Raw genomic sequence first — 24,066 nt, forward strand, 5'->3', positions numbered from 1 at the left:
GGAGCGGGTTGTCATCAGAACGGGATCGGTGGAAACGCCGGTCCCGTCTTTTTTATCTACGTTAACCCAGATCAAGTCCGGATTGCTTGCCGTTTCCCAGATAGCTTTGGATCTGCTGTACGATCTGCTCGGCATGGGCTTTGGCGAGGCTGTCGCACAAGCTGACATCGCGGGCGGCAATGGCGCGCACCATGTCTTCGTGTTCCTGAACATACTGGCGCGGTAGCCTGTCATCGAACGACGTATAATAAAGCCGCAATATCCGCCGGCCTTCATCAAGGAGGCGCGCGAAAAAATCGGTGTAATAGCTGTTGGCGCCTGCAAGTGCGATGGCGACATGGAACTCGCGGTTTTCCGATATCATTGACAGGGCGTCGCGCCGTTCGACCGCATCGGCAAAGGCCTGCTGATAATGGCGGATGGTAACCATGTCCTGTTCGGTGTGGTTCTGTGCAGCAGAACGGGTCGATACCCGGTACATCAGTGTCAGGGCGTCGAAATATGCCGGCAAACGGGCGAAATCGATGGCTGGAACAATGGTGTTGCGATTGGGCAGAGTGGTAACCAGATTTTCGGCCGCCAGTTTTACAAGTGCTTCGCGGATGGGGGTGCGCGACATGGCAAAGCGTGTGGAAAGCTGTGCCTCGTCAAGCAGGGTTCCCGGCGGAATTGAAAGATCGAGAATGCCGCGGCGCAGTTCTTCATACACGGTTTTGACGCCCGAGCCGCGTGGACGGACATTTTCGGATTGCATGCCGTTCTTTAGTGCGGGGCTGTTGGGCGATTTGCTGTGCGCCATCTGCTTGCTTTCATGCTGGGCTACAAAAACCAAACCCGCCCGGATTGCTCCGAGGCGGGCTTGGCGCACGGGTCCGGTTTTAGCAAGCCAAAACCGATCGTACAGTCACGTTCGAGGAACCCCGAAAGTGAAAAAGACTAGAAGCCTTCGCGCTCGACGCGCTTACGCTCCAGCTTGCGGGCACGACGGATTGCTTCCGCCCCTTCGCGAGCTTTCTTCTCCGACGGCTTTTCAAAGTGGCGACGGAGTTTCATCTCACGGAAAATGCCCTCGCGCTGCATCTTTTTCTTAAGCGCTTTCAGAGCCTGATCGACATTGTTGTCGCGAACGATTACCTGCACGGAAACCACGCTCCTTTCAAAAAAACAAAAACACCCGGAAGAGCATCATGCCCTCCGGTTGGTTGCACGGCCTGTATGACCGTGGGCTTTATATAGTGTAAAGCTGCGCAAAAGAAAAGAGGGAAGGGGATATTCGCCTGTGGCGTTCATTGGATGACCAGGTAGTCCCGGTGCCAGGATTCCAAAAGTTCGAGGCGGATGTCGTTAGCTTTATGCATACCAGAAGTAACGGCATCCTTTTGAAAAATATACCCTTGGCAGTTGCAATGAGGGTATAGTGATCAGACACGAACAATTCGAAGCCTTCAGGGCAGGGGCGGGGTATAGCGATGGAAATCAGTTTGCGGGAGGCGGCAGTTGCGCATGCGCCGTTCTTCATCACCGGACCGGGGCAGTCGGATGTGCTGTTCACGATTGTTATCTGGTCTGTCGTTCTGGCGGTGTTTGGCCTTGGCGCGCTTTATCTGAGTTTGCACGCGCTGCCCGAAAGATTGGCCCATCATGCCAATCACACGCAAATACAGCTTATCAGTATCCTGACGCTTCTGGCGCTGTTTACCCATAATAACCTGTTCTGGCTGGCGGCCTTGGTGATCGCCGTGGTTCAGGTTCCCGATTTTTATACCCCGATCAATGCGATTGCCGATGCCGTGAAGGCAATGGCAAGGCAGAAGGGGGCAATGAGCGACTCGGTCAAATCAGAACATGTTGCTGATGGCGAAGTCGCGACCGGTATCCCCAGCGTGACAGAGCAGGAGGACCGTAAAGATGTTTGAACTTATGTTATGTTCCATTTTTACCATCCTGCCTGACTACCTTGTACGCCGATATGCGCAGGGTAAACGTATCGGCAAGGAAATCACCCTGTTTTCGGTCTGGTACGAGTTGCGCTACGGGATTGTCGGATGTGCGATCCTGACGATTTCGTTGATTACGCTGATTTTTTATTACCACCCGTCAAGTCAGAACGTTGCGTCCTTCTATCGTACCCTGACCATTTTGCCGGAGAAAAACGGCCGCGTGGTCGAGATTTATGTCGATAACGATGATCGGGTAAAATCGGGCGAGCCGTTATTCCGCCTTGATGATCGCACGGAAACCGAGGCGGTTGAAATCGCCCAGCAGCAGGTGCAGGAAATCCGTGCACAGATGGCGGTAACGCAGGCTGATCTTGCGGTGGCGAACGGGAATCTTGAAGAAGCGCAAGGGGCGTATGAGCAGGTGCGCGAGGAATTAGCGGTCAAATCCGATCTTCTGTCACGCGGTACCAATGCGGTTTCACGGCGGGAGGTCGAACGGCTTGAAGTGGCCTTAACCACGCGTCAGGGAGCGGTCAATGCGGCAAAGGCCAACGTCAATGCCGTGGAAACCAAAATGGAAACGCTGTTGCCAGCCCAGCTTGCCAGTGCGGAAGCATCCCTGCGCTCGGCCGAGGTTGCCCTTGGCAAAACCGTTGTCAGGGCTGGTGTCGATGGCGAGATACAGCAGTTTGCATTGCAGATCGGTGATGTGGTTAACCCGTTACTGCGTCCAGCCGGTATCCTTATACCAGCCGAACCCGAGGAGGTCGTATTCCAGGCCGGGTTCCAGCAGGTTTCCGCCCAGGTTGTCAAAGCCGGAATTCTTGCGGAAATGTCGTGTGCGTCGCTGCCGTTTGAAGTAATTCCGATGTTGGTAACCAGCGTGCAGCCGGTGATCGCCGCCGGTCAGTTCCGCCCGACCGACAGATTGCTTGATATCTCGGAACGGGCCGTGCCGGGCACATTCCTTGCCAAAATGATCCCGCTTTATCCTGAGCAGATCAAGGATGTGCCAAGGGGCAGCCAGTGCGTTGCCAATGCCTATACCAATACCCATGCTCAGCTTGAAAACCCGGAAATCGGTACGGGCGAATGGTTGTTCCTGCACATGGTGCAGACGGTCGGGATCGTGCATGCCTTGCTGCTGCGTATTCAGGCGCTGCTCTGGCCGGTACAGACGCTGGTTTTGTCGGCTCATTAGGTGACTGATCACGTGTAGGGGCTTTACAGCCATGCCGTTTTGGTTGGATATAGGGCCATGTCGATCCTTAAAATTGCCCGGATGGGCCACCCGGTTCTGCGCAGGGTCGCAGACCGGGTCGAGAACCCGCTTGATCCCGAAATCCAGCGTCTGATCGCGGATATGAAGGACACCATGAAGGATGCCGGAGGCGTTGGTCTTGCGGCGCCACAGGTGTTTCAGTCCAAGGCGATCATGGTTTTTTATGTCCCGGCCTTTCGCAAAAGCGATGATCCTGATGATGCGGAAGTACCGTTAAGCGTACTGATCAATCCGGAAATCGAGGCGATTGGCGATGAAATCGTTGATGGCTGGGAAGGGTGTCTTTCCATTCCGGGGCTGCAGGGCGTTGTGCCGCGCTGGAACAAAATCCGTTATCGCGGGTTAAATGAGTATGGTGACGAAGTCGAAAGCATTGCCGGCGGGTTCCATGCGCGCGTCGTTCAGCACGAATATGACCATCTGATCGGGGTGATGTACCCTGAACGTATGGAAGACATGGCGCTTCTGGGCTTTGCCGATGAACTGCGTGACAATCCGCCCGAAACGACCTTCAGACAGGCGGCATCATCTGGCGAAGGTTCGGATGAAAATGCCGATGACGACAGCAAGGAGGCCTGAATGACCGTTTCCGAAAGCATGAACCGCCTGCGTATGCAGCGCGAGGCACTGGTCACAGCGGCACTTGAGCATGTGCCGTTCGACGGCTGGACGATGGCCGCCCTTCGTAGCGGCGCCGAAGACCTTGATCTTGCCATGGGCGAGGTTGACCGTCTGTTCCCCGGCGGTATTCGTCAGGCAATCATTACCTATGTCGAGATGACGGATCGCAAAATGGTCGAGGAACTCGACATGCTTGATCTGCCATCGATGAAAATCCGCGAACGGATTGCAACCGCGGTCAAAACCCGACTGTCGCTGGTGGAACACGAAAAGGATACGGTGCGCGCCGCCCTTTCCTATCTGACCCTGCCGCAAAACGTACCGCTTAGTCTTAAGCTGACGCATGGTACGGTGGACAAGATGTGGATTGCGGCCGGTGATACATCGACCGATCATAACTGGTACACCAAGCGGATGCTGCTGGCGGGGGTTTATGGCTCAACCCTTGTCTACTGGCTGGATGACAAATCCGAAGGCCATGCAGACAGCTGGGCTTTTCTGGATCGCCGGATCGGCAATGTCATGCAAATCCCGAAAATCACCGGAACGGTGAAAAAGGCGGGTAAATTTGCCGCGACCCCGTTCAAGCTTGGCGCGAAGCTGGCGAAATGCATGCCGACGCCCGGTCGGGTCCGCCGCCAGTTCAGCGCATAGAACAGGACAGATTTCGGCCCATTTGTTCAAACAAAACGCCACCCCATGCAGGGCGGCGTTTTGCGTTGGATAACAGCGGTAACAGCGTGATTGCGCCTAGCGCATCAGGAAACTCAGAAGCGTTGTGTCGGGTTTGTTTGCCTGTTCCATTTCGGCGGCAAGATTGATGCTGAACGGTGCGCCAGTATTATTTGCCGGGGCCGCTTTGTCGTCGCGAAGGTCGGCCTCAATCAATTTTGGTTTGGCGGCCAGTGCAACCAGTTCGTGGGGCAGGTCACCCATCCACATGCCTTTGCGGTTTTCCTTGGCGTGAGCCTGATCTGCCAAATAGGTCAGGCAGTTTGGATTGCCGTCGCAACTGTTCATGTCGACAATTGCCCAGCCGGCACGCAGCAGCAAACGGTTGATATCGGTCTGCCCCATGCGGCATTCGGTCAGCATCGGGAACAGCTGGGAGTCTGAGACCTGCTGGCAGGCGACGGCATAGTTTTCGATGATGCGATCAAGCGCCTGTGCTGCAGCCGCACCACATTGAAACTCGACATTGCCCGCCCGGCAGATCATGCCCGGTCGTGGGGCGCGGATACCAAACAGTTCGACAATCATATTGCCAAACCGGAGCTGATCGCCCTGCAACACATCGGGGAAACCGGCGGCCCCCGGTGCGGCATTGGCGGCATTGTTTGCGCCATGGGCTGATGCAAAGCCGGTTATGATTGCGAGGACGAGAAGAAGTTTTTTCATCAGACTGTTACCCGAAAAGAATTTCCTGCCGGGATAACAGCAAGCGCAATGCCAGTTTGACAGGAAGAAACTGCCTGCCAGGCGATGTGCCTGTGATCTAACGAAAAATGCCCCGAAACCGTGATGTTCCGGGGCATTGATGCAAATTGTATGAAGGGTGAAATCAGCCCTCTTTGGGCAGGAGCCAGGTGATATGGCCCATCTTGCGTCCGGCTTTGGCTTCGGCTTTGCCGTAAAGGTGCAGTTTTGCATCCGGCTCGGCCAAAATTGCCTGCCAGTCATCTATGTCATGCCCCAGAAGGTTCTTCATCCGCGCATTTGAATGGTGGGCCGGATTGCCCAAAGGCAGGCCGCACACGGCACGGATGAATTGTTCAAACTGGCTGGTGATGCAGGCATCAATCGTCCAGTGGCCGGAATTATGCGGGCGCGGTGCAACTTCGTTTACCAGAACGTCGCCATCGGTCGTGACGAACATTTCGACGGCCAGCAACCCGACAAATTCCATGGCCTCGACCAGACGGGTGGCGATGTCTTCTGCCTTTTTGGCAAGATCAGCGGGAATCTTTGCCGGGGCAATCGTGACATCAAGAATGTGATTGGTATGAACATTTTCAACCGGGCAGAAGCAGGCGGTGTCCCCCTTGACCCCGCGCGCGACAATGACCGAGATTTCGCGTTCGAACGAAATAAAGCCTTCGAGAATGGCTTCGGCACCGTTCATTTCAGCCCATGCGTCATCGAGGCTGGTTTCGTCGGTGATTTTGACCTGACCCTTGCCGTCATACCCCATTTCGGTGGTTTTAAGCACGGCGGGACGCCCAAGTTTGGCAATGGCGGCTTTAAGATCGGCAAGTGAGAGGACGGCGGCAAAAGGTGCCGTGCCGATACCATTTTCATTGCAGAAGGTCTTTTCACGCAGGCGGTTCTGCGACAGATGCAGGCATTTCCAGCCCGGGCGGACCGGCACCAGTTGGGATAGCAGTTTCACGCTGTCATGCGGCACGTTTTCGAACTCGAACGTCACGACATCTACATCGGAGGCAAAGGCGCGAAGCGCATCCAGATCGGTGTAATCGGCAACTGTTGCCTTGGCACAGACCTGTTCGGTCGGGCTGTCCGTTCCGGGGCCGAAAACATGGACCTTATAACCAAGTTCAGCCGCGCAAAGGGCGGCCATACGGCCAAGCTGGCCATTGCCCATGATGCCAATCGTGCTGCCCGGTGCGATGATGCGTGTCGCGAAATCCTGCGTCATTTATTCCTCGAATTCCTTCACATTCCCCAGTCGGGGCGGGCATCATTGACCTGAATGATGCCAAAGAAAAACGCGCCCGTTTGGGCGCGCTGAAAGCTTACGGTGCGGGATCAACCGGTTCTTCGGCGACCGCGTCAGTCTGCTGTGCGCGCCAGTCATCAAGACGCCCGGCCAGCGCATCATCCATCAGTGCCATGATCCCGGCGGCCATCAGGCCGGCATTTTTCGCCCCTGCGGAGCCAATTGCCAGTGTTCCGACCGGAACGCCGCCCGGCATCTGAACGATCGACAGAAGGCTATCAAGGCCTTTAAGCGTGCGGCTTTGCACCGGAACACCCAGAACCGGAAGCGGGGTCATGGCCGCAGCCATGCCCGGCAGGTGGGCGGCACCGCCTGCACCGGCGATAATCACCTTAAGGCCGCGCGACTTTGCGGATTTGGCATAGTCATACAGACGATCCGGGGTGCGATGGGCTGATACGATTTTGGTCTCGTAGGGGACTTGCAGCGCATCGAGGACATCTGCTGCATTTTTCATGGTTTCCCAGTCGGACTGGCTGCCCATGATAATGCCGATGACCGGGCGTTGATCGCTCATGCTGGCGGCTCCGTTTGTCGCGCGTTATCAGAAGGCCCGCATTATAGGCAGGAAGGGTGATCATGCAAGCCTGCCGGTCGCCTGATATGGCACTGTTTTCGGGATAATTTCGCGGGGCTTTTCCTGTCGTCGTCAGGTAGCCATAAGGGTAGGTATCTTATCCTTGCTTACAGTTGATAATTTAAGTGAAGTATAAGTATTTTGGGTTTATAGTTATTCATATCAATTTTTATCTCTGTGCAGGTAGCACAAGAGAGGGCAGACATGAAAGTCACGAGACCCGGTTCCGCCACGCCATCATCGATGGCGGCGGGAGATGGACGGTATCCATCCAATCCCTATGCCGCGTACACCTATGGCAGGCCTGTGCGTAAAAAAGGTGTGCCTGATCCCGATCAGCATCAGGTTGATATCGTCAATCGCGATATCCTGAGCGCCGAACCTCCGGTTCCGGCCAATATTCATGACATTGCGGATGTTCTTGGCATTCCGGACGCGCAGGTGACACCGGCTGTTGAAAAGGCGATTGCGCGGTTGATGCTGCGTGTGAACGGCCTGACTGAAAACCTTGCGGAACTGCAACGTCATCAGATTGAACTGACCCGGGCAGAGGGCCGAGACCCATTCACCGGGGCGTTAAGCCGCAACAGCTTCATGCAGATTGTTGAAAACGAAATGGCACTGGTCGGATCGGACCGGACGACGCGCGCGCTTATGTTGTGCGAGATTGCAAATCTTGATGATGTTTTGCAGCGTCATGGCCATGGCTGCAAGGAAGGGGTGTTTACCTTCCTGTACCGGACGATAACCGAATTCATCATGCTGCCCCATCAGGTTGGTTATCTTGGCTGCAACGATTTTATCGCGCTGCTTTACAACATGGATGAACAGGATGCCTGGCAACGTGGCGATGCCATCACCCGGCGTTTGAAAAAGCATCCGTTTTTCTGGAACGGCAAATACGTCACCATTATTCCGGTGTTTGGTATTTATCATGTCAAAGCGGGCGACACCGCCCACGAGGCACTGGTATCTGTGGATTATGCCCTGCGTGCCGAAAAGGAAATGAAATCGGCTCAGTTGCAGCGGATTCCAAGCGGGCTTTGAAGTGACCGCGTATGTTGTGATCCGAATGCAGGATTTGGTCTGTAACCCGCGCCCGTTACCAACGGGCGCGTTGCCTTTCAGGCAATAATATCCGGGACCAGCTGCGACTCGAGATAGAGAATCTCGTCCTTGAGTGCGAGTTTACGCTTTTTCATGCGGCCCAGACGCAACTGATCGTGATGGGCCCCATGGGCCAATTGTTCGATTGCTATATCGAGATCACGATGTTCCTCGCGCAGAAACAGCAGTCTTTTTTCAACCGCGATCTGATTGATTTCGTCCATTTTTGATCCAGCTTGGTTAGCGACGCGAAGAGCCTGTAATACTATCAGAATTCGGGTTGGCAACCCATATGATTTGTAATCTGACTAGTGAATAAGACCAGATGAGACGGAGGATACGGATGCGGATCGGAATTCTGACGAGCGGTGGCGATTGTGCGGGCCTGAATGCCGTCATTCTGGCAGTGGTGCGTCGCGCAGTGCTTGGCTATGGCTGGGACGTGGTCGGCATCCGGCAGGGAACCCACGGATTGATGCAGGATCCGCCGCAGGCGATTGATCTGAACGATTACGTGAATAATGACGGAATGCTGCGCCTTGGCGGTACGATTCTTGGTACCGTCAACAAGGGCGATCCGTTCCATTATCCGATGCCAGATGGCAGTTTTGCCGACCGTTCGGCCGAGGTGATCGCCGGGTATCATAAGCTTGGGCTGGATGCGCTGATCGGTGTTGGCGGGGATGGCAGCATGGCGATCCTGCACCGGTTGGCCGAAATGGGTGGCATCAATCTGGTGGGGATTCCCAAAACCATCGATAACGACCTGGCGCTGACGGAATATTCGGTGGGCTTTACCACGGCAGTCAATGTTGCGGTCGAGGCACTTGATCGTTTGCAGCCGACTGCTGCGTCGCATGACCGTATCATGATCCTTGAGGTCATGGGGCGCGATGCCGGGCATATTGCACTGTTTGCCGGGGTTGCCGGCGGGGCGGATGCGATCCTGATCCCGGAAATGGATTACGATCTGGATGCCCTGACCGAGCATTGCCTGAATATCCGCAAACGCGGGCGCAATCATGCATTGGTGATCGTCGCCGAGGCGGTCAAGCGCGATGACGGGGCCGCGGTCACGCAAGGTGATGACGGCCAGAAAGTACGCTATGGCGGGATCGGACACTGGCTGGCGGACGAATTGGGCGCGCGGACCGGATGGGAAACCCGTGTGACCGTGCTGGGCCACGTGCAGCGCGGCGGGATTCCATCGCCGCGTGACCGGGTCATTGCATCGGCATTCGGGGTGCATGCGGTGGACCTGATTGCGCAGAAAAGTTTTGACCGTGTGGTCGCCTGGTCAAAGCGCAAGGTGATTGATGTTGCAATGGCCGATGTGATTGTCGGCCCGCGGCTTGTCGATACCAATGGAACCATGGTATCGACCGCAAAGGGGCTTGGTGCCTATATCGGCCATCCGCCCAAAACGGCTCGGACGGCAAAAACGGTCTGATCAACAGGCCGCATTTACATAAAAACAGACAGGTTGGATATGAAGGCTGAGGAAGTCTGGACCTTTACGGTCGAGATGTATGGACGGAACGGCGTTGCGCCGTTGTGTCTTGAATTGCAGGAACGATGTGATCTGGATGTGAACATGCTTTTGTTTATGTTCTATCTTGGCCAGAAGGGGCTGGCACCGCATAGCATATCCGCCCTTGAAAACGCGGTACGGGACTGGCGTGAACAGGTGATTGTGCCATTGCGCAATATCCGTCGCTTTTTGCGGAATGCTGATTGGGACAGTGCGCAAAAGCTGCGCACCAAAATCAAGAATGACGAACTGAACGCCGAACGGATCGAGCAGGAGCTGTTGTGCGACGCGGTCGAAACCATCCCGGCCGGTGATCGGATGGCCCCGGCACGGGCTTATTTGTCGCCGACCCGCTTTGATCTGAGCCAGCCGGAATGTGATGCCGCGCTGGAACGGCTTCGCGCCTGCATGCTGTTAAGCCCGAAGGCGTAATAAGGTGGCTGCTGATTAATCCGTTTTGCGCGCTTTGCCAGTGACCGGGATGTGGTTTTCGGCGTCCGTATCGCCCCAGCGTGCCGTTTCCGGCAGATCAATATCAAACAGATCGAGAATACGGCCGCAGCTTTGCGTGACCATTTCATCGAGCGATTGCGGCCGCGCATAGAAGGCGGGCACCGGCGGTGCGATGATGGCACCGTTTTCGGTGGCCAGTGCCATATTGCGGATATGGCCGGCATGAAGCGGCGTTTCGCGCGCCATCAGAACCAGTCGACGGCGTTCTTTGAGAACCACATCGGCGGCACGGGCGATCAAATTGTCTGCGACTCCGCTTGCGACCTCGGCCAGGGACTTCATCGAGCAGGGGGCGATGATCATGCCACGTGCGCGAAATGAACCCGATGCGATCGATGCGCCTATATCCGCATTGTCATGGATGACGTCTGCCATCTCTTTGATATCGCGGATTTTAAAATCGGTTTCATAGGCGATTGTGCGCTCTGCCGCCTTTGAAAGGATCAGGTGAGTCTCGATTGGCGAATTTTTCAGCAGCTGTAAAAAACGGATGCCGTAAATCACCCCGGACGCGCCGGTTATGCCAATGATAAGTCGATCCTTTTGAGACATTTTATGTTTTATCCGGGTCACTATTTGAACGATTGCGTCGTCGAAAGACTGGAAATCATATTACAGAATTACTACCATCAATGTGTGGGCAATGTCAGAACTGAGGAGTAGGCGAATGAGTGTTCAATCCCATGTCGAAGCTCTCACTGCCAAACATGCTGCACTTGAGCAGGAACTCCACTACGAGCAGCGCCGCCCGGCGCCAGACAATTCCCGTGTCGCAGACATTAAACGCCGCAAGCTCGAAATCAAGGACGAGATAAGTCGAATAACCCATTAGCCGTCAAGAGGATGCTGGCAAAATCCGCACAGCGTGATGGTAAGGCTGCGCCGATTGCCTGAAAAATGCATCTCCTGACGACAGGATCAGTCCCTTCATTTTTTGCCGCCTCCGCTTGTCGCCCACAACGAGAGGCGGCATTCTTGTAAGCATCCTCCGGCGTTCCGATCTGTATGAAACAGCATACGCGGAAAGATGTTTTCTGGATTGATTTCAATCCGCAAAAATCCCGGTTTTCCGCCCTCTACCAATGTCTAAGGGGCATTGGAAATTTAAATCGGTATTATGATGCCGAATTATGGGTGAGCCCTATATTTCACCCTTGATACAGATCGGGCAGGCGATGTCACAACGGTTGCGGATGATGATGTCGCGGTAACGCAGCACACAAGCCAGACGCGTATATTTGGGCAAAGATCCAGACGCGCGGGAGGAAGTTTCACAAATGACGGGTCGCTATCAGGAAATCTATGATCGTTCGATCACGGACAGGGAAGGTTTCTGGGCCGAGGCTGCGGAAAATCTGTCCTGGTACAAGAAATGGGACCGTGTGCTTGATGACAGCAACGCGCCGTTTTATCGCTGGTTTGAAGGGGGGATGGTCAATACCTGCTTTAACGCGCTGGATCGTCATATCGAAAACGGTCGCGGTGAACAGGCAGCCCTGATCTATGACAGCCCGGTCACCAATACGATTGAAACATTCACCTATAACCGGTTGCGCGATGAAGTCGCCCGCCTTGCCGGGGCCCTGCACGCCAAGGGGGTGACCAAGGGGGACCGGGTGATCATCTATATGCCGATGATCCCGCAGGCGGCGATGGCGATGCTGGCGTGCGCGCGCATTGGTGCGATCCATTCCGTCGTGTTTGGCGGGTTTGCATCAAACGAGCTTGCAACCCGGATCAATGACGCGAAGCCCAAGCTTATCCTGAGTGCCAGTTGCGGTATCGAAGGATCGCGGGTGATCGAATACAAGCCGCTTCTGGACCGGGCGATTGATCAGGCGAAGCACAAGGTCGAATCCGTGCTGATGTTCCAGCGTGCGCAATGTTCGGCCCCGCTGATTGATGGCCGTGATTTTGACTGGATGGCGGAATGCGCCAAGGCGGCACCCGCTGATTGTGTGCCGGTGGCCGCGACCGACCCGCTTTATGTCCTTTACACATCCGGCACCACCGGCCAGCCCAAGGGGGTCGTGCGCGACAATGGCGGGCATATGGTGGCGCTTAACTGGTCAATGAAGAATATCTATGACGTCGATGCCGGTGATGTGTATTGGGCAGCATCCGATGTGGGGTGGGTCGTCGGGCATTCCTATATCGTTTATGCGCCGCTTCTGGCCGGATGCACGACCGTGATGTATGAAGGCAAACCGGTCGGAACGCCGGATGCCGGGGCATTCTGGCGGGTGATATCGCAGCATCGCGTCAAGGTCCTGTTTACCGCGCCGACCGCGTTCCGGGCGATCAAGCGTGATGACCCCAAGGCCGCGTTGATGGCCAATTATGATCTTTCGTGCCTGAAGGCGCTTTATCTTGCCGGGGAACGATCCGACCCCGATACGCTGCACTGGGCCGAAGACAGCCTTGGCGTGCCGGTGATTGACCATTGGTGGCAGACCGAAACCGGCTGGTCGATCTGTGCCAATCCGCGGGGCATTGAAATGCTGCCGATCAAGTATGGCTCGCCGACGGTCGCGGCCTGTGGCTGGGACGTGCAGGTGGTGGATGAAGGCGGCAAACCATTGGAGCGCGGCAAGATCGGCGCATTGGTGGCCAAGCTGCCCCTGCCGCCGGGAACATTGCCGACCCTTTGGCATAATGATGACCGGTTCAAATCGGCCTATCTTGAAGAATTTCCGGGCTATTACGCGACGGGGGATGCCGGTTTCATTGATGAGGACGGCTATATCTATGTCATGTCGCGAACCGATGACATCATCAATGTTGCTGGACATCGACTGTCGACCGGGGCGATGGAAGAAGTCCTTTCGGGGCATCCCGATGTTGCCGAATGTGCCGTGATCGGGGTGCATGATGACCTTAAGGGGCAATTGCCACTTGGCTTTGTGGTTCTGAAATCCGGGGTGGACCGCCCGCACGAGGCGATCATCAAGGAAGTGGTTGCGATGGTACGCGATCAGATCGGGCCGGTTGCGGCGTTTAAGCAGGCAACCATCGTGGACCGCCTGCCCAAAACCCGGTCGGGCAAGATCCTTCGCAAGACCATGCGATCCATCGCGGATGGGGAGGCCTACAACGCCCCGGCAACCATTGATGATCCGGGCATTCTGCCGGAAATTGCTGAAGCCCTGAAAGATATCGGTTACGCCAAATCGGCGTGATCTGACGGAATGAAAACTCCCAATGCCCGGACAAGCACGGGACAACTTGACCGCCCGCCGGATTTATCCTGCGGGCGGATTTTATTCGGGCCGGGGTGGATTGACTGCGCGGTCTTGCCAGAGGCAACGGTGTAGGGTGGTATTCATAAGATATTGAAAAGTATGTCATTTTCTGAGGTATGGGTTTTCCACCGGAAGTTTTCTCGATTTTTCAGAAAAATGTTCTTGATTTGTTCTTTTGTTTATGGCATAAAGACAAAATCAACGGGATAAATGGGCCCGGATCGAAAACCCGCAAAGCGTGATGCGCTTTGCGGGTTTTTGCGTTTCGGGCCGGAGAGACAAGAAATGACAGGAAAACGAGAATGATTGTTCAGCGATATGACAGTCCGACAGGGCGACGGCGACGTCGCCAAAGGGGCATCAATGACGGGTGGAAAAATCATTACGGGGGATGTGCGTCCGGGCGGTGACGTCCGATAGCCCCGTAAGGGGTATTTGCGAAAAACGGTTGTTAATCATGACGGGAGAAGTGTGTCCCTTGGGCATGGGGACGTGCCGGATGTGTGGGCAGGCCGAGAGAGGCGAGCCCGGCACTGGCGACGATGGCGACGACGATGGTTGCAGCAGAGCCGAATTGCGGCTGGATCAGATCGACAGGGGCGACAGTTCCGTCGATGCCAGATGGCCAAGCCGCGAAACCGCCAGGCCGCCAGATCACCAGACCATGCGAACGCCGAGCATGGGATTTGTCCGTTGCCCGTCCTGTATCACGTCCGCCAAGCCCGGCCAGTGTGGCAAGGGCCGCATCGGAATGGCGGGGGCATGGTGTGGGGCAGACCGTGGGAGCCGAGCAGGCCAGAACGGATTGCATGGCGGTTCGACCGTCCTGCGGATCGATCATCTTTGCGCAAGGCAGCGACAACTCGGGCATGGTCAGGAGACTTGTGGAATGACGCATGACCTTGGACAGAAAGCTACGCACATCTCATGTCGATGGCCCATAGTTTTGGGCCAGTTTGCCACAATTTCCTGCAATATTGTGGACGTTCAGAGTGAGGAGCGTCACCGTCCGGTCCTCATCGGAGGAGACGTAAAGGGGCAGTATAACATCGGCGGGATAATTAGTCGTGTGGGGCACCTAACTCGACATAGTGAATACTCGCGATATTAGTGCAGAGCGCTCCTGCCGATTAGGTGTCGAGCTTCAAAAGAGCAGTCACCTCACTCAATGAGAGCCTAATCGTTTGGCGCATACCAAGATTTGCACGGATCGGTTCAAACTTCTGCGCCATTTGCGCATATCGGGTAACAACCGGTCTATGGGAATTCAGTTCACGTCCCTTGAACCGCTGAAACCGTTTCATCCGATTGATCAAGTGGTCTGCTACACCCACATAGTCAGATTCATAGTTCCCGTCAAAGCCGTGGAATTTTGGGGTTTCTCCTATCGCTCCCAATTCGTCCACGAGCTTTTTGCGTTCCGTGGAGGAAAATTTTTCCACGGCCTCCTCGATAAAGTTCCACATATCGAGAACATCTACCACCAAGCTAACCACGCCGGGGCTATCTACATGGTTATGAAAAAGCCCCTGCATTTCCCACTTAAGAGCCCAAAGATGGCCGCCATAAATTGCTTCCATCACTTTTGAGGTATCAATTTCGCGGCGTCTTTCTTCTTTGTGAAGATCGGCCAGCATAGCAATTATCAACTTCTCCCCATCGGAAAAATGGACACCGTGCCGATTGGTTCTGTCCAAGCCATGCAGGATTAGTTCGCGCGCCGCTTCTGCTCGCGAAACGCCACCATTTTCGGCACTCCATTGGTCCAGTCTGCTCATGAGAGTTGGGTCGAGGCGCATTTCGAATCGTTCGGTCTTCGGGGTCATTCCAAACTCCTATAGAGAATTTTGATATTTTAATCCGTAAGTACGTACGAGTCAACCGTACAAAAGTACGTATCTTTGCGGGGCCATATTTTTGGCTACACGACAACCTGACCGCCCGCAGATTTGATTGGCGGACGGCTTTTATGAGAAAGGCCTATCAGGCGGTGGGGGAAGGGCGGGGTTCGGAGCTTTGCGGTTGTAGCAGCAGGTAAAGCCACATGGCTGCACCGAAGGCACAGGCCAGCAGGCCGATGGAAAGCCAAAGGGCACCCGTGGGGCCCCAGTGTGCGATGGCGCGTTCGTAAAGGCTGGGCGCAAGGGCGGAGAGGATAAAACCCGGCACCAGTAATCGACCGACCTGATGACCGTAGCGCGCATTGCCAAATATCATCAGGGGAAGGGTTCCGCGGGTGATCGTAAGAACCCCGTTTGCCGCCCCGTAAAGCAGGGTGAAGGTCATGGCGGCAATCGCAAACTGATCCCCCCAGAAAGCCAGGACGAAGCATAGCGGCAAAACGGCCGTGGCAAACAATGTCAGACTTGCCGGGGCGATGCGTTTGCCAAACAGGATTTCGGCCGCACGGGCGGCTGATTGTCCGATGCCGCGGAGTGATGCGGCTTCGATCGCGGCGGCGGTTGTTAAGCCAAGCCCGATCAGGATGGCGATCATATGGGCCGACATCGCGGCATTCACGACATTGAGCAGGGTGACGATCACGGCATACAGAAAACCGCACAATCGTTGATGTGTTGCCAATCCCTGATCATCGGCGTCCCCGGCGTCACCGGTGTCACCGACGTCGTTGGCATTATCGGTCGGACGGGTGTCGGTTCCCGAAGGTCTGCCATGTCGGGCATCGGGGATGGCGGCGTACATCGGAACGGTCAGCAAGGCAAAACCGGCATAGGCAACAAGGGCGATTGTGATGCCAAATTCCGACTGGATCAAATGCCCGAGCGGCCAGAAGACGGTTGATGCCAGACCGCCAAAAAGCGTGATCTGCCCCATTGCCCGTCTGGCATCGCGCCCGCCAATCCGGGCGAGTGCTGCAAAGGCGGCATCATAAAGACTGGCACGCATGGCAAGCCCAAGAACGATCCAGCCGATGAAATGCAGCACCTGCTGATCGGCGAATGCAAGGATCAGACAGCCAAGGGCATTGAGGCAGGACCCCAGCGTCATGATGATCCGCCCGCCGTGACGGTCGATCATCCTGCCGCAAAAGGGCGAGACGACCGCCATGGTCAGAAGGCTTGTCGAAAAACCGGCATAGACCACGCTGCTGGACCAGCCGTGATGTTGGGCGATCAGGGTTCCGAAATTGCCAATCAGATAATAGGCCGTGCCCCAACTGATCAACTGCCCCAGCCCCAGCTTTATGACAAGTGCGCGGGTGATCATTTATCCGCCGGGCCGGGGATGAGTGGTTTATCGGAGCCAAGCGGGCGTTGCATCATGACGGAGTCCAGCCATTTGCCAAATTTGTAGCCGACATTGTGGAAGGTTCCGGTCATGTCGAAGCCGAATTTCCGATGCAGGGCAATGGATGCGTGGTTTTTGCTATCGCCGATGGCCGCCACCATCTGCCGCCATGGACCTGCTTCGCAGCGTTCCAGAAGAGCCGCCATCAAGGCTGCACCGATCCCGTTGCCGATGCAACCCGGCGCGACATAGATCGAATTTTCCACCGTGTGGCGATAGGCCGAACGCGGACGATAGAGACTGGCATAGCAATAACCGACGACGACATCACCGCGCAGGGCGACCAGATAAGGCAGGCCATAGCCACGAATGGCATCAAAGCGATTGGTGATTTCGGTCTCAGACGGCGGGATTTCTTCGAACGATGCGGTGCCGGTCAGAACATGGTGGCGATAAATCGCGGTGATCGCGGCAATGTCGGAAGGGTCGGCATCGCGTATGACGAGATCGGACGTTTTGGCGGCGGCGGGCAGTGTATCGGTCGACATTGATCGGGATTCCATATCAGAAATTAACTGTATGGCGTGACATTAGCCGGTCGCATGAGATAAGATAAGATTTGTATTCTTATGCAAATCATAAGGAATAGTTTTAGATGCGTGGCCTTAACCTTGATCAGATGCATGCCTTTGCCGATGTGATCGAACTTGGCAGTTTTTCCGCCGCTGCGGCACGACAGAATTTAAGCCAGCCTGCGATCAGTCAGCAGATCCGCCAGCTTGAAGATCGTCTTGGCGTGCGTCTGATTGAGCGTGTCGGCAAGCGTGCGATGCCAACACCCGCCGGGCAGGCATTGCTGGACCGTGTGGGGGAGATTGACGCGTCCGTTCAGAATGCCCTGGATGCGGTGGCAGGATTTGCCAGCGGCACGGTGGGGCAGGTGCGCATCGGGACCGGTGCGACGGCGTGCATCTATTTCCTGCCAAAGGTTCTGGAACAGTTGCAGCGCCGTTTTCCGAAGCTGGAGATCATCGTTCGCACCGGGAATACCAGTGACGTTCTGAAATCGATTGAGGAAAACAGCCTTGATATCGGGCTGGTGACATTACCCGCCAGCGGGCGCAGTCTGGATATCGTGCCGGTTCTGACCGATCCGTTCGTCGCGATCTTTCCCGACGGGATGGATGTGCCCGATCTGGTCCGGCCGGCTGATCTGGCAGATATTCCATTGGTTCTGTATGAACGCGGTGGCCAGACACGCACCATTGTCGATGACTGGCTGCGTGCCGCGGGTGTTGCCGGGCATTCGATCATGGAGCTTGGCAGTGTCGAGGCGATCAAGGAACTGGTTGGGGCCGGGTTGGGGGCAACGATTTTGCCTGCCATGGGCGCGCGGCTGGGCCGCACGCAGTTCCCGATCAAAACCCGCAAGCTGGCACCGGACCTTGCGCGCAGTCTGGCGATTGTGGTCCGGCGGGACAAGGTGATGGGCAGCGGATTGCGTGAAGTCCGCAACGGATTGATTGCGGCGGCACGGGACTGGACCGGAGCTTAGAGTCCTGACTCTAGTCTTCTTCGGGGACGTAGAAAGTCGGGAATTCGGCGTTCGGTTCGGGGATATGCAGCGCAACCCCGTTTTTTTCGATCATCTGGGTGATGGCAGCGGGTGGCGGGCAATCGGTGAAGAAGGCGGTGACCTGTGTGACGGAGCCACCACGTACCACGGCGTTACGGCCAAACTTGGTATGATCAGCCACCAGATAGGTCTGGCGCGAATTGGTCAGAATGGCAGAACGTGCGCGGACTTCCTGTTCGTCAAAGTCAAGCAGGCTGCCATCGGCATCAATGCCGCCAACGCCGAAAATGCCGTAATCGACCTTGTAGCTGTTAAAGAAGGCCTCGACCTCTGGTCCCAGGACATCGCGGTCGCGATTGCGCAACCGGCCGCCAATCAGGGTGACGTCAAAGCTGTCATTGGTGGCGGCGACATAGGCCACATTGAGGTTGTTGGTGAAAATCCGCAAACCGCGATGCTGCAAAAGCGCACTTGCCACCAGTTCGGGCGTGGTGCCGATTGAAAAGAACAGCGAGGCGCCATCGGGAATGGCGCGCGCGACCAGTGCCGCGATCTTGCGCTTTTCATTCACATGCAGAACCTTGCGCGCCCGATAGGCGATGTTTTCATGTTCAAGTGCCGGTTCAACCCCGCCATGGCGACGGCGCAGCAATCCTTCGTCGCAAAGAGCGTTTACATCGCGTCGGATGGTTTGCGGGGTTACCTGAAAACGTTCGGCAAGCTGTTCAATGGTCTTGAAACCGTCAGCGCGGACAAGTTCAACGATACTGGCCTGACGTTCTGTCGGACGTTTTTGCATGAGATGCTTCTTTGGCGATTGTTTTGCGGTTTTTGTTTAAACGAATGTTATGTCGTGTTCATTTCAGGAATATTACCGTTTCACGGCATTCATATGAAACAAAACATATTCGCTTTTGGGTTGGCCACCAAAGAGAAAAGGCCGCCCCGGTGGGCGGCCTTTGCATCGATCAGGAGCGGAACAGGTTTTCTGCTGCTTCCATGTAATCGGATGTTTTGGGTTCGTCTTTTTTGCGATCGTCTTTCTTGCCGGGATAATCCGGTTCCGGATTGATCTGCAATTCTTCGGGCAGCGGATCGGGCTCGACATTCTTGACGACCTTTTCCGGGTTCTTGCTGCGTGCGATCACGACCTGTTTTTCAAGGTCAAGTTCGATGCAAAGACCCATGGTCACCGGGTTGCGCGGCGTCAGGTTGGCCGAGTTCCAGTGCGTACGGTCGCGGATTTTGCCAATCGTGTCCTTGGTGGTGCCGATCAGTTTGCAAATCTGCGCATCCGAAAGTTCCGGATGGTGTTTCAGAAGCCATGCAATCGCATTCGGGCGATCCTGGCGTTTGGAAACCGGGGTGTAACGTGCCCCTTTGCCGTGCGCACGCGGACGCGGCAGGTCGGACTTTGCCATTTTCAGCAATGCACGCGGATCGGCTTCGCAGCGGGCGATCTCGTCTTTGGTCAACTGACCATTGGCAACCGGATCAAGGCCGACAATCCCCTGATTGACATCGCCATCGGCGATGGCCTGAATTTCCAGTTCATGCAGCTCGGTAAAGGCTGCAATCTGCCGGAACGACAAGCCGGTATTGTCGATAAGCCATACGGCCGTTGCTTTGGGCATGAGGGGCTGAGCCATAATTCCTCCTGTTTACTCTTTCTCATCTGGAGACCGGCGATGGGATGAACCCCAAAAACGCGGGAATATTTGCCCCAGAATATAATCTGTTTTGGTGTTCCGGCAACGCTGCAAAGGCAACCCAAAGTGGGTGCCGCGCGTCGCTGGAACCGCCACAGCGCTCTTTTCGATCAATGTGCGGTTAAAAGCAACAATCTGTTGCAGGTTATCGAAAAGAATATTTCTTTTCGTCCCGCAATCAAAGGCCAGTTGCCGGGAAAGGGTGAAGTCGATGGTGATCGATATGCCTTCAACCCGCATCCGTAAACGATCAAGGCACTTCCAGTACCACTTTTCCAACATGTGCGCCACCCTGCAAAATCTCGTGCGCCTGTTGGGCCTGATCCATCGGCAGGGTTTTGTAAATGACCGGTTTGATCGTGCCGTTTTCAAATAGCGGCCAGACCTGTTCGCGAAGTTTCCGGGCGATTGCGCCCTTGTTGGCGACGGGCTGTGCGCGCAGGGTTGATCCCATCAGGGTCAGGCGTTTTAACAGAAGCGGGGTAAAGTTGGTTTCGGCCTTGGGACCGTTCAGGAAGGCAATGATCAGAATCCTTCCTTCCATAGCAGCCGCCTTGAAATTGCGGCTGACATAATCGCCTGCGACCATATCAAGGATGACATCCGCCCCCTTGCCACCGGTTGCGGTTTTGACCTCTTCGACGAAATCCTGTGTTTTGTAGTTGATGGCGATGTCCGCGCCAAGGTCCAGACAGGCCTGGCATTTGTCATCAGTCCCCGCCGTTGTGATAACGCGCGCGCCAAATGCCCTGGCAAGCTGGATCGCGGTTGTGCCAATCCCCGATGTCCCGCCATGAACAAGGAATGTTTCGCCCTGTTTCAGCCCGGCCTTGTCGAACACATTATGCCAGACGGTAAAGAAGGTTTCGGGAAGGCTTGCGGCTTCTGTCATGGAAAGACCGGCCGGGATTGGCAGGCATTGCGCGGCGGGGACAGAGGCGTACTGGGCATAGCCGCCGCCGGTGACCAGCGCACAGACCCGATCACCAACCTTCCATGTCGTGACATCGGGGGCGATGGCGACAATTTCTCCCGAAAGCTCCAGCCCCGGAATTTCCGATGCGCCGGGCGGCGGCGGATACATACCGGCCACCTGCATCAGGTCGGGCCGGTTGACCCCGGCGGCATGGATGCGAACCAGAACTTCGCCCTGCGCAATTTCCGGCATCGCGACTTTGCCAGCGGCAAGATACCGGTTCTCGCCGTCAATACGGATTTCGATTGCCTTCATGTCTTTGGCAAGGTCTGGGGCAAGGTCGTCTGGCAAGGTCATGACAAAACTCCATAGCGAATGATAAATTCGGTCACTATGTAATAGCGGCAAAACCGCCAAGGGCAAAATGTCAAAGGAGGATGACTGTGGAAGAAGACGACCTGCAAAAACCTTTGGCCGCGATGTTCGGCCTGCCGCGGAACCTTGACGGAATGTCGGTTGAAAACCTTGTCGATTATCGATCCGCACTTGAACAGGAACTGGTGCGCGTCGACGCGGCCATGGAGCATCGCAATGGCGTGCGTGCCGGGGCCGAGGCGCTTTTCAAGAACTGACGGGATGGGTGCGCCAAAACCTTAAACGTGAGGATATATTTTTAAACCTCCGGTTAATTGAATCTTAAACTTCCCGTCTTATATATGAGTAGTGGGCCAGAGCTTGGCCCCTTGTCGAACGTGATGTTTCGATGCCTCCCTGTTAAACTGAACCGCCCAAATTCAGGGCGGTTCTTTTTATGTTTTCGCCTTCTACGTACTCTTTATGCGCATTTCGGTACGTATTAATACGTACTGTCATATTTCCGACATTTATTACCTTGACCCCTTGCCAACCGCTGGCTAGAGTTCGGCCACAAACAAGATCAAGAATAACAAAAAAGTCCGGCAAGTTTAGCAGGTTGAGGCAAGGCCGCCCTTTGGGGCGGTCTTTCTATTTCGGGGCAAATTCAGGGCAAATTCTGGCGGATGCTTGAAGCCCGGTCTCCGTTTCCCATATAAGCGGTATGGCAAATAAGGATCACCCGACCGAGATCGGGCACCCCTATCAAAGCAACTTCGCGATCGTTCCTTTTTCGCGAACCTATGACGAGGCTTTCACCCTGCTGGTGGAGGCGCGTAATTATCTTTCCGCCAATCGAACCGCATCCCGCCGTGGGCTTCATGGCAGTGCCAGAATGACGCAATTCGTTGAAGAGATGCGCATGACCAGTCGCCTTATCCGGGCGATGGCCTGGCTGCTTGCGGTGCGTGCGGTCGAAGAGGGCGAGATTGATTGGGAAGATGCCGTTGATCTTGATGATCTGATGGTTGATCTGCAAATCTGTGTTCGTGGCGATTGCGACGAAGCAACAGAATTCCCGCCAGCCCTTCTTGATCTTATGGAACGTGCCCATTCACTTTACATGCGAACGGCGCGTATGGAACTTCAGGTTGCCGCACGCTGTTCGGCCTGAACAGGGTTTTGGCTGCTTTGCTAGGGGGAGGGGTGTTTCGTGTGCGCGTGACGACGTCAATCAGGCGCGCGATGTGGCGGCAAAGACTTCTATCGGTTCGGCAAAGCCCTTCATCTGGCGTGTGCCTTTGGATGTGAAGGCGGCCCGGCTACCGGCATAGGTATCCTTGACGTTCTGTGACACCAGAATTTCATCACCACCGGCCTGTGCGCAGACACGTGCGGCAAGTTGAACAACGCTGCCAAACAGGTCGTTTTCTTCGGTAATGGCTTCGCCGGCATTGATGCCGATGCGAATCTGGAATTTCAATTCATCGCGGCCATTATGCTGGGCCATGTTGCGCTGTATCTCGATTGCGGCTTCGACGGAGCTTGCAGATGACGGGAAGACAGCCATGATGCCGTCCCCCATATGCTTCACTTCCTTGCCATAATTGTTGATCAGGGCGGTGCGCACGATCTGGTTATGGATATGGACCATCTGCTGGGCGCCGACATCGCCCAGTTGCTGTGTCATCTGGGTCGAATTGACGATATCGGTAAACATCAGGGCATGCAGCTTCTTGCCGCCAGCGGCAGCCGGTGCGCCGGTCGGCTTCTCGGTCCAGGCCGCAATGGCGCGGGATACCGATGTGGTGATGCTGCGCTCGTCCTTCATATAGGCGTCCATGGAGCTTCTGCCCGCGCCATACATATCCTTGTATTTCGGTTCCAGGATATAGCTGTCGACATTCTTGCAGAAGGTGTCGGCCATACTGCCGGTCGCGCCAAGGGCGGAAATGCAGTCCTTTAAGACACTGCGTCCCTGCCGCCCTTCAAGGGCGTTCTTTTCGCTGCAGGCATCGCAGGCACCGGCAACGTAAAGATTGACGCCGAATTTATGATAGGCGTCCATATTCGGAACCGTGCGCTTGATGGCTTCAATCGAACCGGCGATAAAGGATTTCATGACCTCGCGCGTGGCCTGGAGTGCGGGCGTTACGGTCATTGGCTGATCGGGGATGCCGTCATCGCACTGTTCGGATGCGGATTTGGCATCGTCGGTTTCATCCGCGTCCGTATCAGGCGTTGCTTCGTTTTCAGAACGCGCAGCCTCGGCCGCCATTTCGGCAAAACCGCGGGATAAGGACGGTCTGCTTGGTGATGCTGTCTTGCGCACGGCTTTGACCGGTTGCCGGGCAACGGGTTGCTGCATCGGTGCCGTGCGGGCCTTGCCCTTGAACTTGCGTGTGATGCTCATCAGCATCGGTGTCGCGCTGGCAAGGAAGCCGACAATGAAGGATATGAAATTGGCTTTGTCGTAAAAGCCCTGACTGATCGAAACACCCATACGCGGCAGATATTCAAGCCCGTGCGAGGCACCAAGCATTGCGGCCAGACCAATTGCAATCGCAACGCAAAAGGCAATCATCAGTTTCAGAACGACGCCGACCAGACTGGGGCTTTCGTCCCGGGCAGATGGCTTTGCCTTTGAGGGCAGCGGTTTCGGGTCCGGGCTTGAAACCGGTTGGGGGTCGACGGCGGCCGGGGCCGGGGCAC

Annotated in this window: 28 protein-coding genes; 12 read left to right on the forward strand and 16 right to left on the reverse strand. The window is 55.6% G+C overall.

Translation table 11 applies throughout. The annotated features are described in order from the left end of the window. Nucleotides 1–61: 61 nt before the first annotated feature. Together TH5_RS21255 and rpsU are read right to left on the reverse strand one after the other, a co-directional pair. Complete coding sequence (locus TH5_RS21255) at nt 62–799, reverse strand: GntR family transcriptional regulator (protein ID WP_208638509.1); 738 nt, start codon at nt 797–799, stop codon at nt 62–64. A gap of 137 nt (nt 800–936) precedes the next feature. Continuing rightward, nucleotides 937–1,140 (reverse strand): 30S ribosomal protein S21, encoded by a 204-nt coding sequence (gene rpsU, locus TH5_RS21260; RefSeq protein WP_062953404.1) that lies wholly within the window; start codon nt 1,138–1,140, stop codon nt 937–939. Nucleotides 1,141–1,469: 329 nt separating this feature from the next. On the opposite strand from rpsU, the gene TH5_RS21265 reads away from it, so the two are divergent. From TH5_RS21265 to TH5_RS21280, 4 genes are read left to right on the forward strand one after another with little or no spacing between them, the layout of a single operon-like run. After that, complete coding sequence (locus tag TH5_RS21265; protein ID WP_114123555.1) at nt 1,470–1,916, forward strand: hypothetical protein; 447 nt, start codon at nt 1,470–1,472, stop codon at nt 1,914–1,916. Continuing rightward, on the forward strand, nt 1,909–3,141 hold the full coding sequence (locus tag TH5_RS21270) for an HlyD family secretion protein (RefSeq protein ID WP_114123556.1): 1,233 nt from the start codon (nt 1,909–1,911) through the stop codon (nt 3,139–3,141). The genes TH5_RS21265 and TH5_RS21270 overlap by 8 nt, the downstream gene beginning before the upstream one ends. A gap of 57 nt (nt 3,142–3,198) precedes the next feature. After that, complete coding sequence (gene def / locus TH5_RS21275) at nt 3,199–3,801, forward strand: peptide deformylase (protein WP_114123557.1); 603 nt, start codon at nt 3,199–3,201, stop codon at nt 3,799–3,801. Beyond that, nucleotides 3,802–4,497 carry a COQ9 family protein gene (locus TH5_RS21280; RefSeq protein WP_114123558.1) on the forward strand — a complete coding sequence of 232 codons (696 nt, stop codon included), beginning with the start codon at nt 3,802–3,804 and terminating at the stop codon, nt 4,495–4,497. It begins immediately after the preceding gene. Between the two features lie 96 nt (nt 4,498–4,593). Here the strand turns inward: TH5_RS21280 and TH5_RS21285 are convergent, their stop codons facing one another. From TH5_RS21285 to purE, 3 genes are all read right to left on the reverse strand, one after another. Further along, entirely contained in the window at nt 4,594–5,241 is a 648-nt protein-coding gene (locus TH5_RS21285) for a thermonuclease family protein (protein ID WP_114123559.1), read from the reverse strand. A 163-nt stretch (nt 5,242–5,404) separates the two neighbouring features. Next, nucleotides 5,405–6,499 (reverse strand): 5-(carboxyamino)imidazole ribonucleotide synthase, encoded by a 1,095-nt coding sequence (locus tag TH5_RS21290; RefSeq protein WP_114123560.1) that lies wholly within the window; start codon nt 6,497–6,499, stop codon nt 5,405–5,407. 97 nt (nt 6,500–6,596) lie between these two features. Beyond that, a complete protein-coding gene (gene purE / locus TH5_RS21295; RefSeq protein WP_062958324.1) occupies nt 6,597–7,097 on the reverse strand; it encodes a 5-(carboxyamino)imidazole ribonucleotide mutase in 501 nt (166 codons plus the stop codon). 264 nt (nt 7,098–7,361) lie between these two features. On the opposite strand from purE, the gene TH5_RS21300 reads away from it, so the two are divergent. After that, nucleotides 7,362–8,204, forward strand: coding sequence for a GGDEF domain-containing protein (locus TH5_RS21300; RefSeq protein WP_114123561.1), 843 nt, complete (start codon nt 7,362–7,364; stop codon nt 8,202–8,204). A 77-nt stretch (nt 8,205–8,281) separates the two neighbouring features. Here TH5_RS21300 and TH5_RS21305 read toward each other — a convergent pair whose 3' ends face one another. Then, entirely contained in the window at nt 8,282–8,488 is a 207-nt protein-coding gene (locus TH5_RS21305; protein WP_007091089.1) for a YdcH family protein, read from the reverse strand. 119 nt (nt 8,489–8,607) lie between these two features. Here TH5_RS21305 and TH5_RS21310 point away from each other — a divergent pair, with 119 nt between their 5' ends. Together TH5_RS21310 and TH5_RS21315 are read left to right on the forward strand one after the other, a co-directional pair. Beyond that, a complete protein-coding gene (locus tag TH5_RS21310) occupies nt 8,608–9,714 on the forward strand; it encodes an ATP-dependent 6-phosphofructokinase (protein ID WP_097052993.1) in 1,107 nt (368 codons plus the stop codon). Between the two features lie 39 nt (nt 9,715–9,753). Beyond that, nucleotides 9,754–10,227 (forward strand): TIGR02444 family protein, encoded by a 474-nt coding sequence (locus tag TH5_RS21315; RefSeq protein ID WP_114123562.1) that lies wholly within the window; start codon nt 9,754–9,756, stop codon nt 10,225–10,227. 15 nt (nt 10,228–10,242) lie between these two features. Here TH5_RS21315 and TH5_RS21320 read toward each other — a convergent pair whose 3' ends face one another. Beyond that, nucleotides 10,243–10,860, reverse strand: a complete 618-nt coding sequence (locus TH5_RS21320; protein ID WP_114123563.1) for a UbiX family flavin prenyltransferase — start codon at nt 10,858–10,860, stop codon at nt 10,243–10,245. 115 nt (nt 10,861–10,975) lie between these two features. Between TH5_RS21320 and TH5_RS21325 the strand changes: the two genes are divergently transcribed. Then, the gene (locus TH5_RS21325) at nt 10,976–11,140 is read left to right on the forward strand and encodes a YdcH family protein (protein WP_007091085.1); all 165 of its coding nucleotides are present in this window, start codon (nt 10,976–10,978) and stop codon (nt 11,138–11,140) included. A 406-nt stretch (nt 11,141–11,546) separates the two neighbouring features. Beyond that, nucleotides 11,547–13,487, forward strand: a complete 1,941-nt coding sequence (locus TH5_RS21330) for a propionyl-CoA synthetase (protein WP_279627773.1) — start codon at nt 11,547–11,549, stop codon at nt 13,485–13,487. Nucleotides 13,488–14,001: 514 nt separating this feature from the next. On the opposite strand, the gene TH5_RS21335 is transcribed toward TH5_RS21330, so the two are convergent. From TH5_RS21335 to TH5_RS21350, 4 genes are all read right to left on the reverse strand, one after another. Then, nucleotides 14,002–14,472 carry a hypothetical protein gene (locus TH5_RS21335; protein ID WP_147250153.1) on the reverse strand — a complete coding sequence of 157 codons (471 nt, stop codon included), beginning with the start codon at nt 14,470–14,472 and terminating at the stop codon, nt 14,002–14,004. Nucleotides 14,473–14,680: 208 nt separating this feature from the next. After that, the gene (locus TH5_RS21340) at nt 14,681–15,376 is read right to left on the reverse strand and encodes a YfbU family protein (RefSeq protein WP_114123566.1); all 696 of its coding nucleotides are present in this window, start codon (nt 15,374–15,376) and stop codon (nt 14,681–14,683) included. 157 nt (nt 15,377–15,533) lie between these two features. After that, the gene (locus TH5_RS21345) at nt 15,534–16,778 is read right to left on the reverse strand and encodes an MFS transporter (protein WP_114123567.1); all 1,245 of its coding nucleotides are present in this window, start codon (nt 16,776–16,778) and stop codon (nt 15,534–15,536) included. After that, nucleotides 16,775–17,347, reverse strand: coding sequence for a GNAT family N-acetyltransferase (locus TH5_RS21350; protein WP_114123568.1), 573 nt, complete (start codon nt 17,345–17,347; stop codon nt 16,775–16,777). Before TH5_RS21350 ends, TH5_RS21345 begins: the two co-directional genes overlap by 4 nt. A gap of 107 nt (nt 17,348–17,454) precedes the next feature. Between TH5_RS21350 and TH5_RS21355 the strand changes: the two genes are divergently transcribed. Beyond that, nucleotides 17,455–18,354, forward strand: coding sequence for a LysR family transcriptional regulator (locus TH5_RS21355; RefSeq protein ID WP_114123569.1), 900 nt, complete (start codon nt 17,455–17,457; stop codon nt 18,352–18,354). Between the two features lie 10 nt (nt 18,355–18,364). Here TH5_RS21355 and TH5_RS21360 read toward each other — a convergent pair whose 3' ends face one another. The 4 genes from TH5_RS21360 to TH5_RS21375 form a co-directional block, all read right to left on the reverse strand. Then, nucleotides 18,365–19,174: a DeoR/GlpR family DNA-binding transcription regulator gene (locus tag TH5_RS21360; protein ID WP_114123570.1), complete on the reverse strand. Its 810-nt coding sequence runs from the start codon at nt 19,172–19,174 to the stop codon at nt 18,365–18,367. Between the two features lie 169 nt (nt 19,175–19,343). Continuing rightward, nucleotides 19,344–20,024 carry a DUF1013 domain-containing protein gene (locus TH5_RS21365; protein WP_040060006.1) on the reverse strand — a complete coding sequence of 227 codons (681 nt, stop codon included), beginning with the start codon at nt 20,022–20,024 and terminating at the stop codon, nt 19,344–19,346. 12 nt (nt 20,025–20,036) lie between these two features. Next, complete coding sequence (locus TH5_RS25390) at nt 20,037–20,366, reverse strand: hypothetical protein (protein ID WP_147250154.1); 330 nt, start codon at nt 20,364–20,366, stop codon at nt 20,037–20,039. Further along, entirely contained in the window at nt 20,335–21,357 is a 1,023-nt protein-coding gene (locus TH5_RS21375; RefSeq protein WP_114123572.1) for an NAD(P)H-quinone oxidoreductase, read from the reverse strand. Before TH5_RS21375 ends, TH5_RS25390 begins: the two co-directional genes overlap by 32 nt. A gap of 80 nt (nt 21,358–21,437) precedes the next feature. Between TH5_RS21375 and TH5_RS21380 the strand changes: the two genes are divergently transcribed. Both TH5_RS21380 and TH5_RS21385 read left to right on the forward strand, forming a co-directional pair. After that, on the forward strand, nt 21,438–21,632 hold the full coding sequence (locus tag TH5_RS21380; protein WP_114123573.1) for a DUF1192 domain-containing protein: 195 nt from the start codon (nt 21,438–21,440) through the stop codon (nt 21,630–21,632). Between the two features lie 446 nt (nt 21,633–22,078). Then, nucleotides 22,079–22,528: a DUF1465 family protein gene (locus tag TH5_RS21385; RefSeq protein ID WP_114123574.1), complete on the forward strand. Its 450-nt coding sequence runs from the start codon at nt 22,079–22,081 to the stop codon at nt 22,526–22,528. Between the two features lie 60 nt (nt 22,529–22,588). Here the strand turns inward: TH5_RS21385 and TH5_RS21390 are convergent. Beyond that, on the reverse strand, nt 22,589–24,066 hold a 1,478-nt coding region (locus TH5_RS21390), incomplete at its 5' end, for an adenylate/guanylate cyclase domain-containing protein (protein ID WP_147250155.1).

Source organism: Thalassospira xianhensis MCCC 1A02616 (assembly GCF_003326475.1).
Taxonomy (GTDB): domain Bacteria; phylum Pseudomonadota; class Alphaproteobacteria; order Rhodospirillales; family Thalassospiraceae; genus Thalassospira; species Thalassospira xianhensis.